Below are 15907 nucleotides of genomic sequence, written 5' to 3' on the forward strand. Positions count from 1 at the left end.
TTTAAGTGAGTGTTGTTTGAATAGATGTATGGTGTGAACACCAGTGTTCAAGTGTTCCAAAATGGCACATGCTCACTGTGACAAAATGGTACAGTCATGGAACTTCAACATATTACCGATAATAACTGGCTTTCAACTTCTTGGCTCAGAAGCGAACAAGCGGGTCTAAAACAGCGCCGACTCCCGGAAGATGTCCGTGTCAACTCGGCGACACTTAAGGACAGACGTCACCAATTGAACTTCCTGATCGATGCAGTTAAGCAATTTGCGCTGCCTCTGTTTAACCAGCTTTTCGCACACAGTAGTAGTCGGCTAATTCTTACCGATGCAGATGGCGTGATCATCGGTAGCTGGGGAAAACCAAGATTTAGAGAAAAGCTGACCGAAATTGCCCTTAGCTCAGGTGCCTGTTGGCAGGAAAAGCTGAAAGGAACCAATGCCATCGGTACCGCTTTAGTCGAGGCTAAACCAGTCTCGGTCATTGGCGATCAACACTTTATTCAGCAACATCGTTTTATCAGTTGTTCGGCGAACCCTATATTCGACCATCTAGGTCATCTCCTTGGGGTCTTGGACATCACCAGTGAACAGGAAAAGCATGATTTGTCTACCCAAGTACTCGTGCAGAATATGGTTCAGCTGGTCGAAAACCAAATGTTAAATCAGATTCCGAGCGGTCATATTCGGGTCGATTTGGCGTGCGATAAAGATCTATTAAACAGCGGCTGGCAAGGCATTATTATCGCCGACGAAGCAGGTGAAATTTTGGCACACAACCAAGTCGCATCGCAGTTACTCGACTGCAGCACAGTGGTGGGTCAATCATTAGACGAGATTTTAGCGTATCAGAATTCAGACCAACCTATCGTATTCAAAACGGCACCACTCTCAAAAACAAAAAACCAGTCCCGCTCCTTAAGTGCCTCCAATGATCTTCATTTTGGTGACGCTAAAGTTGAACACTGTTGGCAACAAGCAAACCGCGTCATCGATAAAGACATTAGTTTATTGATACTGGGTGAAACTGGCGTCGGTAAAAACGAGTTTGTAAAAGCACTGCATAAAAATAGCCAGCGAAAAAGCGGCCCTCTGGTGGCAGTCAACTGTGGTGCACTGCCTAAAGATCTTATTGAATCCGAGTTGTTTGGCTATGTTGCGGGAGCGTTTACCGGGGCAAACAGCAAGGGCTATCAGGGTAAGATTCGTCAAGCACACAAAGGCACCCTATTTCTCGATGAAATTGCTGACTTACCCATCGCTGCGCAAAGCCGCCTTCTACATGTACTTCAGGACAAAACCGTACTTCCTGTTGGGTCCAATCAAAGCGTTCAGGTTGATACTCAGATTATTGCGGCAACACATAAAGATCTTGAAGCCTTGGTTGAACAGGGCGAGTTCCGACAAGATTTATATTATCGACTGAATGGGCTGATCATCGAGTTGCCTAGATTGGAAGAGCGACAAGACAAGCAGAAGCTGATTGAAAGTCTTCACCGCCGACATGCGGAACCAAATCAACACTTGTGCCCTCACCTGTTATCTCTGTTGCTCACTTATTCGTGGCCAGGTAATTTGCGAGAGCTCGATAGCCTGATAAAGGTTTCTGCACTAATGGCACAAGGTGAGGCGATGTTAGAACTTGCTCATGTCCCAACTCACTTATCTAAGAAACTTAGCCAGATGCAACAACAGGCAAGCGCAGAACCGACTACGGATATACGTACTACAGTCGAAGACAAACTGGTAAAAACCTACCAAGCCAATCAAGGGAACATCAGTAAGACATCTCGAATGCTCGGTGTGAGCCGGAATACGATTTATCGGAAGCTGAAGAGCATGGGAATGATTAAATAATCAATCATCGTTAATGATGGCTATGAAGGCGTTTTGAAGAGCACCCGCAATGGGTGCTCTTTCTTTTTTATCGTTGGCGTTAGAGCCCGCCAGCTTGTTGTGCCTGTTTAACCAATGCCTGACGTTGAGTTTCCTTTTCAGATACCACTTTATTGTTCTTTTGAGTGTCCTGCTCCAATTTGGCAGGGTTGAAAACAAAGTACTTGTTAAGAGTCATCTTGAGAACCTCAATGAGTTGTGATTGTTGCCTTTAAGCCTTTATAAATAGAACCAGTGAAAACGGCTTTCTCTGGCGGCTTGTGGCTGATGTTGAAGATAGTGTGTATTTAACAGTGACACATCCTCCATTTACGAGAATATTCCGGGCGTAGTTCAAAGGCTTACCTAATACGACTCTCAAAGTAATAGCACTAATAACAGCTGGCTGTGATAACGGTTCTTATTACTTGTTTGGCAGCAACTTATTGTCTCAAAAAGAAAAAAACAGGCCTCAACGCCCAGACGTAAAGGATGAGTTTTTCTCTGGATTGAAAGTACACTTGCCCTGCATATCTCTTCATTTCAATGAAAATTTTGTCTACAGGTTCAACATTCAACCTTTTTTGAGAAATATTTAGCTGTTTTTTTAGGCGCTAAAGCAAAGAAATGGAGACAATCACAATGAAGTGAGAGCTCTCTTGACTCTACCCACTAAAATTTGGGAGGCGTTATGAAAAGTAACAAGCTAGGTCATATCATGTCATTTAGCAGAATGTTTTCTTTTATTGCGTTTTTGACCGCCACATTCGCTTGGATCCTGAGCATGTATGCGTTATTTACGGTCTCCGCGGCAGCGCTGGTTATCAGCGTAATCCTGTACTTAAAAGATAAGTTTCTCCACCCTAAAAGTCACACCAAAGGAAAGAGCGGCTGAAGACTCTCGCCTTGGTTTGTCCAACACAAAATGGATGCCACTTGGGCATCCATTTAGATTGTGTCGGTGTACTTAAAACGTATTAAACGTCGTAAGTTGTAGACGCTGTGTCACCGCCTGTACCCGTCCAGTTAGTGTGGAAGAATTCACCACGCTCACGGTCGATACGCTCGTAAGTGTGAGCACCGAAGTAGTCACGTTGAGCTTGAAGCAGGTTAGCAGGTAGACGAGCTGTTGTGTAACCGTCTAGGAAAGTAAGCGCTGAAGTCGTACATGGCATTGGGATGCCTGCTTCTAGAGACTTAGCTGCAACTTTACGCCACGCTACCAGGCTGTTTTGTAGGATGCCTTTGAAGTAATCATCAGAGCCTAGGAACGCTAGATCTGGGTTCGCTTCGTATGCATCACGGATGTTGCCTAGGAACGCAGAACGGATGATACAACCACCACGCCACATAAGAGCAACGTTACCGTAGTTTAGGTCCCAGCCGTTTTCGTTTGACGCTTCGCGCATTAGCATAAAGCCTTGAGCGTAAGAGATGATCTTAGACGCTAGAAGTGCCTGACGTAATGCGTCAACCCACTCTTGCTTGTCACCTTCAACTGGCGTGATTGTCTTGCCGAATAGTTTTTCAGCTTCAACACGTTGGTCTTTCAGTGCAGACAGACAACGAGAGAATACAGACTCAGAGATAAGCGTTAGAGGAATACCTAGGTCTAGCGCGTTAATACCAGTCCATTTACCTGTACCTTTCTGGCCAGCCGTGTCTAGGATCTTCTCAACTAGTGCTTCACCGTCTTCATCTTTGTAACCAAGGATGTCAGCTGTGATTTCAACCAAGTAGCTGTCTAGCTCAGTTTTGTTCCAGTCAGCGAATACGGCTTGCATCTCGTCAGCAGACATACCAAGACCGTCTTTCATGAACTGGTAAGCTTCAGTGATCAGCTGCATGTCACCGTATTCGATACCGTTGTGAACCATCTTAACGAAGTGACCTGCACCGTCGTTACCAACCCAGTCACAACAAGGCTCACCCGCGTCAGTTTTTGCAGAGATACCTTGGAAGATAGGCTTAACCGCTTCCCATGCTTCTGCTGCGCCACCAGGCATAATAGATGGACCAAAACGTGCGCCTTCTTCACCACCAGATACACCAGTACCGATGAAGTGAATGCCTTTTTCACGTAGTGCTGCAACGCGACGGTTAGTATCTGGGTAGTTAGTGTTACCACCGTCGATGATGATGTCGCCTTTGTCTAGCAGAGGAACCAGCGCGTCGATGAACTTATCTACAACGTCACCTGCACGAACCATCAGCATCACTTTACGTGGTGCTTCTAGTTTTTCTACCAGCTCTTCAAGAGAGTATGCGCCAACGATGTTAGTGCCTTTTGCCGGGCCTTCCAAAAACTCGTCTACTTTTGCTGCAGTACGGTTGTGAGCCACAACTTTAAAGCCGTGGTCGTTCATGTTTAGGATAAGGTTCTGACCCATTACCGCAAGGCCAATTACACCGATATCACCTTTCATTGTTTCTCTCCAATTGTGTTCCATTGACGAGCAGCGTATTAAGAAATTTTTGCTGCTGCGTCTAAATCTAAATACCACTCCGTGTCACCAGTTTTAGACTGGATTTTTGCTGCAGGATAAGGCAGCTCGCTTGCCGGAGTCGTGTGAATTTCGTGAACGATTTCAACTTTACCTGAGCCTAGTACCAGGTAGCTGATTCGTTTTGCTGCTTCTAGCACTTTCGCTGTCTTAGACACGCGAAGCTGACCAGACTCAGGGTGAGATGCAACCAGAGATAAGTTCTCGTCTGCGTAGTTAGTCTGACCAGGGAACAGAGAAGCAGTGTGGCCATCAGCGCCAACGCCTAGCAGGATCCAGTCAAATACTGGCGTGCCGTTTTCACACGGGATCACATCTGCCATTTCTTTTGCAAAGCGCTCCGCTTCAGCTTGTGGATCGTTTTCACCCAAGATACGGTGGATGTTTTCTGCCGGGATGTTTACCTGGCTAAACAACAAAGTGTTTGCTTCACCGTAGTTGCTTTCTGCGTCATCTGGCGCGACACAACGCTCATCCCCCCACCAGAAGTGAAGGTTTTGCCATTGAATTGACTCTGCATATGCATCGCTCGCCAGAAGCTTAAACAACATTTTTGGTGTGCTACCACCAGACAATGAGATGTGAATAGGTCGTCCTTGTTCGCTCAGCGCTTGCATGTCATTGGCTAAGCTTTCCACAACCTGCTGTGCTGTGTTGAAGATCTTATGGTTGATCATAGTTCGCAGTAGTCCGTATCTGTTAAGTTTTTACATGGGAAACGCCATGCGCGGCTGTCGCGTTGCAGCAAATCATCGGCTTCTTTTGGTCCCCAAGTACCACATGCGTAACCAAAGAGCGATTGTGGATCTTGCTTGAAGTCCAGAATTGGCTGCACGTACTGCCAGCATGCTTCCACAGCATCGCTGCGTGCGAATAGTGTCGCGTCGCCGTTTAGTGAATCAAGCAGCAGACGTTCGTAGGCAGTCAGCATTTGCGTTTCTTCTAGAGAAGTGTAGTGGAAGTTCATCTTCACTTCTTTGGCTTTGAAACCAGCACCTGGTTCTTTCAAACCGAAACTCATCTGGATACCTTCGTCTGGCTGAATTCGGATGATCAGTTTGTTTTCTGGTGCATTTTGGCCAAACACTGGGTGTGGCGTCGCTTTAAAGTGGATAACCACTTCCGTCACGCGTGTTGGCAGGCGTTTACCTGTGCGCACGTAGAAAGGAACGCCGTTCCAACGCCAGTTATTAATGTAGGCTTTCAGGCCGATGTAGGTCTCTGTGCGAGAGTCATCTGCTACGCCGTTTTCTTCACGGTAACCTGGTAGATGCTGTCCACGTACATCAGATGCCGTGTACTGACCTAAAACCAGGTCGTTGCGAAGTGCTTCTTCATCCAGAGGCTTCAAACACTGTAGGACTTTTACGACTTCATCACGCATAGAATCAGCATTGATTTGTGCTGGCGGCTCCATACCAACCATCGCTAATACTTGTAGCAGGTGGTTTTGGAACATATCGCGCACTGCACCCGAGTTATCGTAGTAACCGCCACGCTCTTCTACGCCTAAGAACTCCGCGCCTGTGATTTCAACGTAATCAATAAAGTTACGGTTCCACAGTGGTTCGAACATTGCGTTTGAGAAGCGGAACACTAACAGGTTTTGTACCGTTTCTTTACCCAGGTAGTGGTCAATACGGTAGATCTGGTGCTCTTGGAAATGCTCGTGGATTTCTTGGTCCAGTTTGCGTGCAGATTCAAGATCGTAACCGAAAGGCTTTTCAATGATCAGACGTTTCCAACCATCTTCTTCGTTGTTCAGTCCATGTGCTGCAAGACTAGCAGGAATAACGCTGTATAAGCTTGGAGGGGTCGCTAGATAGAAAAGCGTATTACGCTGCTCTAGCTGGTATTCGTCGGCTAGTTGATCTAAACGAGTCACCAACTTGCCGTAATCTTGGGTATCTGAGGTATTGATAGCTTGGTAGTGCAGATGGTTAATAAATGCATTGAGCGTTTCTGGCTCTGTTTTTTCCATCTCCTGAAGCGATTTCTTCAGCTTTTCACGATAAGATTCATCACTGTATTCAGTTCGACTTACGCCCAGAATCGCAAAGTTATCTGGAAGCTGCTTATTCGCATAAAGGTGGTATAAAGCAGGAATTAACTTACGGTATGTAAGGTCGCCTGAAGCACCAAAAATAACGATGCTGCTGTTTTCTGGTATTACCATCATCTTTCCCTTAAAAACGAGGTACTTATTGTGTGCCTGGATATGGCTAAAAAGATGAGCCTACCCTATCAACGGCACTTCAAAATAGAAAATTGCTCTTACCTATTACGTTGATAGGTAAGTCAAATTAGGTCCAAAGAACCTCAATAAGTCGTACTCGTTTAATGTATCAAAGCACGAAAAGCACGAAAAGCACGACTTGTTGAGGTCATTTAGGTCAAGGAGCACTCCGTCACTTAGGCTGAAAGAGAGTCCGACACGGTGCAGTATTGTCTACGACAATTTGATTTACATCAACACTTGCCAGTGCAAACGTTTAAATAAGTTGCAGGAAAACGATTAACTACTTGTATTTTATAAATAAAAAAACTCAAGCAAGATCTACTTACAATTTGAGTTAAAACTCTACATTGAATGAAAAACATTCATTTAGTAGTCAAGTCAGTGATAACTGCAATCTAACGCCGACAAATTTTTACTCCTCATTATTGATAATCATTCGCAATATTAGATAATGGCGCTTATGTCTACACACAACGATAATGTAATGAACTCTGGCGTAACCCACACGTACCCCATTAAGCGTATTCAGAATGTGCTTGATTACATCCATAACAATCTGGAGTTGCCTCTCAATGTTAACAACATCTCGCAGAAAAGTTGTTGGTCACGCTGGCAGTTACAAAGGGTTTTTCAGCAACATACCGGCATGTCAGTAGCTCACTACGTTAGAGAGTTAAAGTTAAGCTTTGCTGCCGAAAGGCTGATAAACAGTTCTGAACGCTCACTGGATATTGCTCTTGAACTTGGCTTCGCCTCAGAAAATGCGTTCAGCCGCGCTTTCAAACAAATGTTTTCTCTGAGTCCAAGGGAATATCGCCAAAAACGGCAGTTGTATGGCGTTAGACAACCTTTCGTCTTGCTACCCGTATCCAAGACTTCAAGGTTAGGTGTGCGCTTCGCTGACGTTAAAATAGAAACAAAACCGGCATTTAGACTCAAAGGCGTTCACCAATCCATTAATGGCCTGTTCTCCTCCGAGCCAGATTTTCAATCGACAGTGCCGAGACTCTGGACAAAACTTACTTCTATTGAGGACAACTTAGACCAACACGCCTGTCTTGGTGTTATCGATGTAGCGAACGCTCATTCAGGTAGCTCTCAACTTGAGTACTGGGCGGGTTTCCAATTAGAAACAGAACCATCCTCGGCACCGAACGATGATTCTCTCACTCTATTGGAAACGTTGTTGGTTCCGGAACAAAGCTACGCTGTTATCACCCATTCTGGCCGAGTCTCCAAGCTAACTGAGACTCTAGAATGGTTTATCCTACATTGGCTACCCAACTCGAACTATCGCGGTATCGACGGTTACGAACTGGAAATTTACCCTCCAGATTACCAACCCGAAAGTGAAAATGCTCAGATGCAATATTGGCTCCCAGTAAAATCGATAAGCTCAAAATGAATACAACCTAAAAACTTGTATCTTCATCGCTATATTTGCACCAAATTGTTAACTTTTCGCATTCCCCACTCTATAAAATACAAATAACAATCATTATCAAATAATAACTAAGTAGTGGAACTCATATGAAAAGCTCAGTTCGATTTCAACGCTCAGTACTTGCTGTCGTTGTTGCTGCATTTGTCTCAGGGCCTGTCATTGCCGATGAAGACCAATCTCAATACGAAACCATCACTGTTCTTGGTGAAACCTATCGAAACACAGCAACAAAAACCGCTCTGGCTCCAGAAGAAACACCCCAGGCGATAACTGTTCTAACCAAGGAAGACATGGATTTACGTGGTGTCAGTACCGTAGGTGAGGCGTTACGTTATGCTTCGGGCGTAAATACGGAACTGCGCGGTGGTGCCGTCTCACGTCTCGATCTTTTTAATATTCGTGGTTTCATTAACTACACCAATTTTTACGATGGTCTTCCCCTACTTTTCAATGGCTGGAATCTTCAGCCACAAATTGATGCGGTTGCCTTAGAACAGATTGAGGTTTTCAAAGGACCAACGTCGGTTCTGTACGGAAACATCCCGCCAGGTGGCATGGTGAATATCATTGCTAAAACGCCACAATCTGAACCTGAAAATAGTCTCGCCATAAGAACTGGCTCTAATCATCTAAAAGAGGTCAGTTTCGATACAACCGGTCAGTTGGGCGATTCTAACGTGGATTACCGACTAGTTGGTCTGGCGAAGCAACGCGACGGTCAGGCCGATACTTCAGAGGATGAGCGCTACGTTCTCGCTCCTTCATTCAACTGGCAAGCGACCGAAAACACGCTGGTGAACGTGAATGTATATTACCAAAATGATCCATCGGCAGGCATTTATACCACCGTTCCGGCAGCGGGTTCAGCGTCGAGTAACCCCCTCGGTTCAATGTCACCGAATACTTTTTTAGGCGATGAGAACTGGAACACATACGAGCGTGAAGTTCTTATGGTGGGATATAAAATTCAGCATGATTTCAATCATAGCTGGCAGTTTTTGCAAAACGCTCGCTACATGACAGCGGACGCGTATCAGGAAAACACCTATAACAGTGATCTCGCTGATGATAACCGCACCGTTGGACGCAACGCTTACCTCACCGATGAACAGTCAACCTCATTTGTTGTCGATAACCAACTGTCAGGCTTGGTCAAAACAGGCAACTGGGAACATAACCTGCTTCTTGGTTTGGACTATCAATACTTAGACTCGGATGTGAAGTACAAAGATACGCTTGATTACTCGCTGACACAGGACATCTTTAACCCAAACCACAATCAAATTGATAGAAACTCTCTTAATTTCCAATATCAACAAGATATTGATATCAAAACCAGGCAGATTGGTGTCTATCTCCAGAACCAAGCGCGCTATGACAAACTGGTGATGATTGCTGGCCTACGCTGGGATAAATACGAGTCAGATACGGATACCACCAGTGATTACCTTGGCTCAGTATCCAACAGCAAAGAAGAGTTAGATGACACCAATCTTTCGTTCCGTGTTGGCGGTCTATACGAACTTGATTTCGGAATGTCACCCTACCTGACCTACTCCGAAAGTTTCGAACCGATTGCCGGAGCGGATGCGAATGGCAATGCATTTGAGCCTTCAACAGGTCATCAATGGGAGCTGGGCTTTAAATATGCACCATGGGAAAGTAACATTTCGGGCAAATTAGCGTTCTTTCATATCACCAAGAAAAATACCATCTTGAACGACCCGAACAACCCTTATGCGCCCAATTATCAAGCGGGTGAAGTCGTCTCTCAAGGTGCCGAGTTAGAAACTAAATGGCAGGCAACGCCACAAGCTGACTTGACGCTGAACTACACCTACATTGACATGGAGATCACCGAAGACAGTTATTACGGTCAAGAAGGCAAAACTCCCGTCTGGGTGCCAGAGCAAATGGCATCGTTGTGGGCGAATTACTACTTTGAAGGCGCATTGTCCGGACTGCAAACCAGCGCAGGCGTTCGCTATGTAGGAGAATCACAAATGGACGCACAGAATAGTGAACAAGTGCCTGACTATACGCTGGTGGATGTATCAGCAAGCTATGACTTTTCTTCTGTGTCTAAATCACTTGAAGGTGCCGCAGTTACGCTGTCTGCATCGAACCTGTTTGATAAAGAGTACTACTCTTGCTACGACAAAAGTAATTGCTGGTTTGGCGCAGAGCGCTCTGTTGAAGCCAAGTTAGAGTACAAGTTTTAGTTCGCTGGCAAGGTTTCAACTTTGAAATAAAAAACGGTGGCTTCAATGCCACCGTTTTCGAAGGTCTAACTGGTCAGAAAAAGTCACCTTGTCACTTTTTTATAGCAGCGTTCAGGGCGCCCTACCGTGCCGTAATTTAAATCCGCTTCTAATTCACCAGAGCTAATTAAGTATTCCAGATATCGTCTTGCCGTGGTTCGACTGGCTCCGATTTTTTCTCCAGCCTCATCCGCAGTGAGCATTTCTTCACCCGGGAACAAGTCTCGGATTTTATCCAGCGTGACACTATCAATCCCTTTCGGCAGACGCTTTGCGCCTGAGTCTGCAATATTGTTCGACTGAAACATCTTATCAACCTGACTCTGATCCAAGCTGCCTGCGACATCAAATCGCTCACGCTGCGCAAGGTATTTTTTCAGTGCAACTTCTAACCTCGGAAACATGATCGGTTTTAGTAGATAGTCAACGACACCGCCTCTCATCGCCGTTTGCAGCGTATCAACATCTCTCGCAGCGGTAATCAAAATCACATCACAAGTTTGATTTCTTGCGCGCAGTGTATTGAGGATCTCCAGCCCTGTCCCATCTGGTAGATACACATCCATCAGCAGTAAATCGGGTTTGAGTATCTCCAATTGCATTTCTGCTTCCATTCGCGTTGTGGCTATGCCCACCACCTCTAAGCCGGACAATTGGCTGAGGTATTTATGGTGGAGTTCTGCAATAGCGAGATCATCTTCGATGATCATGACACGCGTCGCCGTCTTCATATTTGTTCTTCCTTAGGCAAATACACGGTTATTCTCGTTCCATATTGCGTATTCGGCAGCATCTCAACATGACCGTGATAGCGTGTGGCAAGTTGATTGACCAAGTGCAACCCCACCCCCCGATTATGGAGCGCTTTTGTTGAAATGCCTTTTTTGAAAAGTGTTTGTGGTTCGATGTGTTCTGGCAGTCCACAGCCCTGATCGCTGACTTCCATGATCACTTCGTTCCCGTAGTCACTCAGCGATACTTCGATGTCTCGGCGTTCAATCGCCACCGCGGTCTCTTCACGAATCGTCGATAACGTCGCATCAAAAGCATTGTCAATTAAATTACCTAAAATGGTCACCAAATCTTCTGCGTTTAACCATTCAGGCAGCGGCTCTAAGCGGCTCCCTTCTTCCACAACCAGATTTAAACCAAGCTCGCGAGCACGTTCTGTTTTTCCCAACAACATACCCGCAATCAGAGGATCTTTTATTGTGTCGCGTAAAAACTCAATCATGGTTTGGTAATGCGCGGTTTCTTGACCTATCAGTTTTTGCACGGCTTCAAGCTCTCCCATTTGGACAAGACCGCTGATGGTGTTGAGTTTATTTCTGTGTTCATGTGTTTGAGAACGCAACAGTTCTGCATACTCTTTGGTTTGTGACAACTGCTCTGTCAATTCACTGATTTCATCACGCAGACGAAAACTGGATACCGCCCCCACCACTTTTCCATCAACGTATATTGGAGAACGATTGGCAATTAAGCGTTTGTGATTGAGGTAAATTTCAATATCGTGATCTTCTTGACCCGTTTCAAGCACGGTATATAAATCGCTATCACGTAAAGTGTCTGTTAACGGCTTATTAAGTGCTGTTTCTCTGTCTATCCCTAATATCTGACACGCGCTGCGGTTTATTGAACGAAGCACACCATCAGAATCTATGCTCAGTATCCCTTCCTTAATGGTACCCATCGTAACTTCGAGTTCGCCGTACAAACGGCCAATTTCTTCTGGTTCAAAGCCCAGAATTGCCCGTTGAAACTTTCTTGAGGCATAGTTCGAAACCACCGCATTGGCGATAACTACAACAATTACCATGAGAATTAAGAAAGTTAAAAAAGGCTCGATGCGATCTTGTAACCGCTCCAGCAAATAACCGACCGACACGACCCCAATAACTTGGCCTTGTTCGTCAAATATCGCGGCTTTCCCTCGAATCGAGTAACCCAATGAGCCCTTCGCTGTCGATATATATGACTTGCCTTCATCAAGTGCTCGTTGGTTATCACCGCCTTTCATCGGCTTTCCAACTCGCTCATCAATAGGGTGGATGACACGCACACCTTGATGATCACCAATGACGATAAATGCCGCACCAATAGCTTGGGTCAGGTCGCGAAAACGATCTTGATAATGCTCTGAATTGTCACTCTGTATGATTTCTCGGACCATCTCCGAGTTTGCTAAGAATTGAGCGACTCCGAGTGCTTTCTCACCCATTTCTTGCTCTTGATTCACTTTCAGATAGGTAAACCCAGCGGCAACAAGTAGCAACAACTCAATCAAGCCAGAAAGTGTCATAATAATGAGCATTCGCTTACGAAAGCTAATGGTGCTCCAACTCATTATTTACTCCTCATCAACACCTTCCAAGCCACATAAGTTAACATTGAGTTAACAGTCAGGCTGTTATCAGATAGTAAATCTGTGAACAACGCAAACAAACAGCGATAGTTGTGGTCAAATAATAGACGGAACAAAATGGTTAAACTCAATAATTCACAAAACGACACGCAATCATTATGTATTCAATAACATACATATAATCAATTCGAAAACATGAATTCGATCACGCCAATTTAGGCGATTTTTAAAGCGTCTTCATACTTTCAAGCGTATAATTTTTAGTCAGGGAGACCGAACAGAGCCTCTCATTTAAAAAGCAGTGAAACCGGAAGTCTATAAAGAGCTCAACATCATTGTCAGTAAATTCGAATAAAAATTCATCACAAGAACTACTGCGATATGACAAATAGTTAGACACCCTCTGAGTACTAAAAAACCATAAACAGAGGTGTATTTATAGTTAGAAGGAACACTTAAAAATGGAACGTGATAATTTTGGAATTTGTCTTAATAAGGCCATGTTGTCAGAAAATATGTATTCAACTTTCACGCATGTCCGTGCTTATGAGAAAAATGGAGGTAGCGCGTCAGAACTTAAAGTGCTGCTGTCATTCCCTCAGATGAGTGGAAAGGATCTATTGAATACAATGTGTGGCTCTCGCCAGTTAGAGTGGAGAGCTGAGTTCCACTGCCCGTACCAAAAATAAAGTTATGCTAAGTTGGCGTCTGTAAGCACTATTCAGACGCCGTTGTAGCCCGCTTTTCTCGCTTTAACCACTTAACATCGAACGATTATTCCTCTATATTAGAGCTAATACTCTACAATAAAGCAGCCACTATGAAACAAACTGGAAAGTTTTGGGTACTTACTCTCATCAGTAGCTCGATTTCTTTCGCCTGTCATTCCACTCCTATTACCCTAGATAGTGCATGGCAACTGCTATTAGAAAACAACTATTCTCTCAAAGCACAACGCTCGAATGTTGAAAGTTATCAATATCAGGAGAAAGCAACAGGCAACCTTAATTTGCCGCAAGTTTCTCTTGGCGCAAACTACACTCGCTTAGATACCGACATCACCCTTTCTGGCAAGCAGATTTTCGACAGCACAGGTGCTGAGATCGCGGTTCCACCTGCCTTTCAAAACATTCTGGGTACGCTAGCGAACACCACGTCGACCATTACTGAGCGTGATATTTTTTCTTCTTCTATTCGCGCAATCTGGCCTATTTTTACTGGCGGTCGTATTTCTGCCGCGCAGACTGCTGCTGAAGGAAAAACTGACGAAGCAAAAAGCCAACTCGCGATGGAACAGCAAGCGCGTTTTGAGGATCTGTCGAAGTACTATTTTTCAGTTGTGCTAGCCAAAGAAGTTCTGGCCACTCGTCAAGCCGTAGAACAAGGGCTGAGAAAACACCGCGACTTCGCGATTAAACTGGAAGAGCAAGGACAAATTGCCCGAGTGGAACGCTTGCAAGCTGAAGCGTCATTAGATAAAGCCTCGGTTGAGACTCGCAAAGCCTTGAGTGATCTCACCATTGCTGAAGCCGCGTTGGGAAAAATTCTCGCCCAAGAGCAATCTGTTGAGCCAGCAGAAACGTTATTTATCAACACGAGCCTTCCGCCACTCAATGCCTTTATTGAGCAAACATTACACACCTACCCTGGTTTGGATCTTCTCGATGCTAAAGACAAACAAGCTCGAAGTTTAATCAAAGCGGAAAAAGGCAAGTACTATCCCGAAGTCTTTTTGTACGGTGACTACACCCTATATGAAGACGACTCTCTCGCAAGCCAAATGAAACCCGATTGGTTGGTCGGCGTTGGCGTGAGTGTCCCATTGATTGAATCAACTGGCCGGAGCGAAAAGACCAAAGCGGCACAAAGTATGGTTTCGCGAGTCGACGCATTGAAATCTCAGGCGAAACAAGACTTATCACTATTGGTTCAGAAAACCTATCTGGAAGCTCAACAAGCCATTGATGAAGTGCAAGGGTTAGAATCCAGTATCGCGCTTGCAAACGAAAATCTGCTTCTGCGTGAAAAAGCGTTTACCCAAGGCCTGTCTTCTTCGCTCGATGTTGTTGATGCGCAGCTCTATGTCGCCAATATAGAAACGCAACGTTCGGCAGCGAGATTCCGCTATCTGATCTCTTTGACCAAGTTATTGGCTTTAAGTAGCGAAATCGATAGTTTCCAACAGTATAAAAACACCGCCTATACCCCAGCTTTACCGTCTAAAGAGGTGCGATAAACCATGGTAGCAAAATCATTAAAACCCATTTTATTATCACTTTGCGCTGTAGGAGTTACCGCTTGGGTTGGCTTTCAGTTTTATAAGGCTTATCAGCCAGAGCCGGTTCGTCTGCAAGGCATGATTGAGGCACAGCAATACAGCATTTCCTCAAAGGTGCCAGGTCGTATTGATCAAGTCATGGTCCGTAAAGGGGATGACATTGAAAAAGGCCAGCTAATTTTCACGCTTCACAGTCCAGAAATCGCAGCAAAATTAGAACAAGCCAAAGCGGGCGAGAAAGCCGCAGATGCCTTGGCACAAGAGGCAGAAAAAGGGGCTCGTGAACAGCAGATCCAAGCCGCTAAAGATCAATGGTTAAAAGCGCAAGCCGCCGCTAATCTCATGGAAAAAACCTATAACCGAGTTAATAACCTGTACAGAGATGGTGTCGTTGCTGAACAGAAACGCGACGAGGCATTAACTCAATGGCAGGCAGCTAAATACACAGAAAGCGCGGCTTTCCAAATGTATGAGATGGCGAAAGAAGGTGCTCGCAGTGAAACCAAAGTCGCAGCGGCAGAAAAAGCGCGCATGGCGTCTGGTGCGGTTGCTGAGGTGGAAGCTTACGCCAAAGACACGCAAATACACAGCTGGTTTAATGGCGAAGTGTCTCAGGTTCTACTGCAAAGTGGAGAACTTGCACCACAAGGTTTTCCTGTCGTTACGGTTATCGATACCCAAGACGCGTGGGCAACACTCAATGTACGGGAAGATCTTCTGAAGTATTTCAATGAAGGGGCAACCTTTCAGGCTTACTTACCCGCTTTGGATAAGAAAGTAGAATTTAAAGTCACGCATGTTGCGGTTATGGGCGACTTCGCGACTTGGCGTGCAACGGATTCTGCTCAAGGATTTGATTTACGTACTTTTGAAGTCGAAGCGAGGCCAGTCCAGCAAGAGTCTAACTTGCGTATGGGCATGAGTGTTGTGGTTGAACTCTGAAC

The 15907-nt window shown here is 45.2% G+C and carries 13 protein-coding genes; 7 read left to right on the top strand and 6 right to left on the bottom strand.

Annotated elements, in window-relative coordinates:
- Positions 1-96: 96 nt before the first annotated feature.
- Entirely contained in the window at positions 97-1854 is a 1758-nt protein-coding gene (locus tag OO774_RS08865; protein ID WP_264901656.1) for a sigma-54-dependent Fis family transcriptional regulator, read from the top strand.
- Positions 1855-1933: 79 nt separating this feature from the next.
- Here OO774_RS08865 and OO774_RS08870 read toward each other — a convergent pair whose 3' ends face one another.
- Positions 1934-2071, bottom strand: a complete 138-nt coding sequence (locus OO774_RS08870) for a hypothetical protein (protein ID WP_014231947.1) — start codon at positions 2069-2071, stop codon at positions 1934-1936.
- Positions 2072-2563: 492 nt separating this feature from the next.
- Here OO774_RS08870 and OO774_RS08875 point away from each other — a divergent pair, with 492 nt between their 5' ends.
- Positions 2564-2767 carry a hypothetical protein gene (locus OO774_RS08875; RefSeq protein ID WP_263836905.1) on the top strand — a complete coding sequence of 68 codons (204 nt, stop codon included), beginning with the start codon at positions 2564-2566 and terminating at the stop codon, positions 2765-2767.
- An 82-nt stretch (positions 2768-2849) separates the two neighbouring features.
- Here the strand turns inward: OO774_RS08875 and gnd are convergent, their stop codons facing one another.
- From gnd to zwf, 3 genes are read right to left on the bottom strand one after another with little or no spacing between them, the layout of a single operon-like run.
- Positions 2850-4298 carry a decarboxylating NADP(+)-dependent phosphogluconate dehydrogenase gene (gene gnd, locus OO774_RS08880; protein WP_264901658.1) on the bottom strand — a complete coding sequence of 483 codons (1449 nt, stop codon included), beginning with the start codon at positions 4296-4298 and terminating at the stop codon, positions 2850-2852.
- Positions 4299-4336: 38 nt separating this feature from the next.
- Positions 4337-5053 (bottom strand): 6-phosphogluconolactonase, encoded by a 717-nt coding sequence (gene pgl, locus OO774_RS08885; protein WP_264901659.1) that lies wholly within the window; start codon positions 5051-5053, stop codon positions 4337-4339.
- The gene (gene zwf / locus OO774_RS08890; protein WP_264906093.1) at positions 5050-6552 is read right to left on the bottom strand and encodes a glucose-6-phosphate dehydrogenase; all 1503 of its coding nucleotides are present in this window, start codon (positions 6550-6552) and stop codon (positions 5050-5052) included. Before zwf ends, pgl begins: the two co-directional genes overlap by 4 nt.
- 523 nt (positions 6553-7075) lie before the next feature.
- Here zwf and OO774_RS08895 point away from each other — a divergent pair.
- Both OO774_RS08895 and OO774_RS08900 read left to right on the top strand, forming a co-directional pair.
- Positions 7076-8020, top strand: a complete 945-nt coding sequence (locus OO774_RS08895) for an AraC family transcriptional regulator (RefSeq protein ID WP_264901660.1) — start codon at positions 7076-7078, stop codon at positions 8018-8020.
- 125 nt (positions 8021-8145) lie between these two features.
- Entirely contained in the window at positions 8146-10281 is a 2136-nt protein-coding gene (locus OO774_RS08900) for a TonB-dependent siderophore receptor (RefSeq protein ID WP_264901661.1), read from the top strand.
- A gap of 83 nt (positions 10282-10364) precedes the next feature.
- Here the strand turns inward: OO774_RS08900 and OO774_RS08905 are convergent, their stop codons facing one another.
- Positions 10365-11051, bottom strand: a complete 687-nt coding sequence (locus tag OO774_RS08905; RefSeq protein ID WP_264901663.1) for a response regulator — start codon at positions 11049-11051, stop codon at positions 10365-10367.
- Positions 11048-12667, bottom strand: coding sequence for a sensor histidine kinase (locus tag OO774_RS08910; RefSeq protein ID WP_264901664.1), 1620 nt, complete (start codon positions 12665-12667; stop codon positions 11048-11050). Before OO774_RS08910 ends, OO774_RS08905 begins: the two co-directional genes overlap by 4 nt.
- Before the next feature lie 479 nt (positions 12668-13146).
- Here OO774_RS08910 and OO774_RS08915 point away from each other — a divergent pair, with 479 nt between their 5' ends.
- From OO774_RS08915 to OO774_RS08925, 3 genes are all read left to right on the top strand, one after another.
- Positions 13147-13374 carry a hypothetical protein gene (locus OO774_RS08915; RefSeq protein WP_014231956.1) on the top strand — a complete coding sequence of 76 codons (228 nt, stop codon included), beginning with the start codon at positions 13147-13149 and terminating at the stop codon, positions 13372-13374.
- 131 nt (positions 13375-13505) lie between these two features.
- Complete coding sequence (locus OO774_RS08920) at positions 13506-14921, top strand: TolC family protein (RefSeq protein WP_264901666.1); 1416 nt, start codon at positions 13506-13508, stop codon at positions 14919-14921.
- 3 nt (positions 14922-14924) lie between these two features.
- Positions 14925-15905 (top strand): efflux RND transporter periplasmic adaptor subunit, encoded by a 981-nt coding sequence (locus tag OO774_RS08925; RefSeq protein WP_264901668.1) that lies wholly within the window; start codon positions 14925-14927, stop codon positions 15903-15905.
- Positions 15906-15907: the final 2 nt, after the last annotated feature.

The organism is Vibrio sp. STUT-A11, from assembly GCF_026000435.1.
Taxonomy (GTDB): Bacteria; Pseudomonadota; Gammaproteobacteria; order Enterobacterales; family Vibrionaceae; genus Vibrio.

Bases quoted from the DNA above. Each gene is read 5' to 3' on its own strand.
- pgl (WP_264901659.1), bottom strand. From the start codon at position 5,053: ATGATCAACCATAAGATCTTCAACACAGCACAGCAGGTTGTGGAAAGC.
- gnd (WP_264901658.1), bottom strand. From the start codon at position 4,298: ATGAAAGGTGATATCGGTGTAATTGGCCTTGCGGTAATGGGTCAGAAC.
- OO774_RS08915 (WP_014231956.1), top strand. From the start codon at position 13,147: ATGGAACGTGATAATTTTGGAATTTGTCTTAATAAGGCCATGTTGTCA.
- OO774_RS08905 (WP_264901663.1), bottom strand. From the start codon at position 11,051: ATGAAGACGGCGACGCGTGTCATGATCATCGAAGATGATCTCGCTATT.
- OO774_RS08900 (WP_264901661.1), top strand. From the start codon at position 8,146: ATGAAAAGCTCAGTTCGATTTCAACGCTCAGTACTTGCTGTCGTTGTT.
- OO774_RS08910 (WP_264901664.1), bottom strand. From the start codon at position 12,667: ATGAGTTGGAGCACCATTAGCTTTCGTAAGCGAATGCTCATTATTATG.
- OO774_RS08875 (WP_263836905.1), top strand. From the start codon at position 2,564: ATGAAAAGTAACAAGCTAGGTCATATCATGTCATTTAGCAGAATGTTT.
- OO774_RS08895 (WP_264901660.1), top strand. From the start codon at position 7,076: ATGTCTACACACAACGATAATGTAATGAACTCTGGCGTAACCCACACG.
- OO774_RS08925 (WP_264901668.1), top strand. From the start codon at position 14,925: ATGGTAGCAAAATCATTAAAACCCATTTTATTATCACTTTGCGCTGTA.
- OO774_RS08865 (WP_264901656.1), top strand. From the start codon at position 97: ATGGAACTTCAACATATTACCGATAATAACTGGCTTTCAACTTCTTGG.
- zwf (WP_264906093.1), bottom strand. From the start codon at position 6,552: ATGGTAATACCAGAAAACAGCAGCATCGTTATTTTTGGTGCTTCAGGC.
- OO774_RS08870 (WP_014231947.1), bottom strand. From the start codon at position 2,071: ATGACTCTTAACAAGTACTTTGTTTTCAACCCTGCCAAATTGGAGCAG.
- OO774_RS08920 (WP_264901666.1), top strand. From the start codon at position 13,506: ATGAAACAAACTGGAAAGTTTTGGGTACTTACTCTCATCAGTAGCTCG.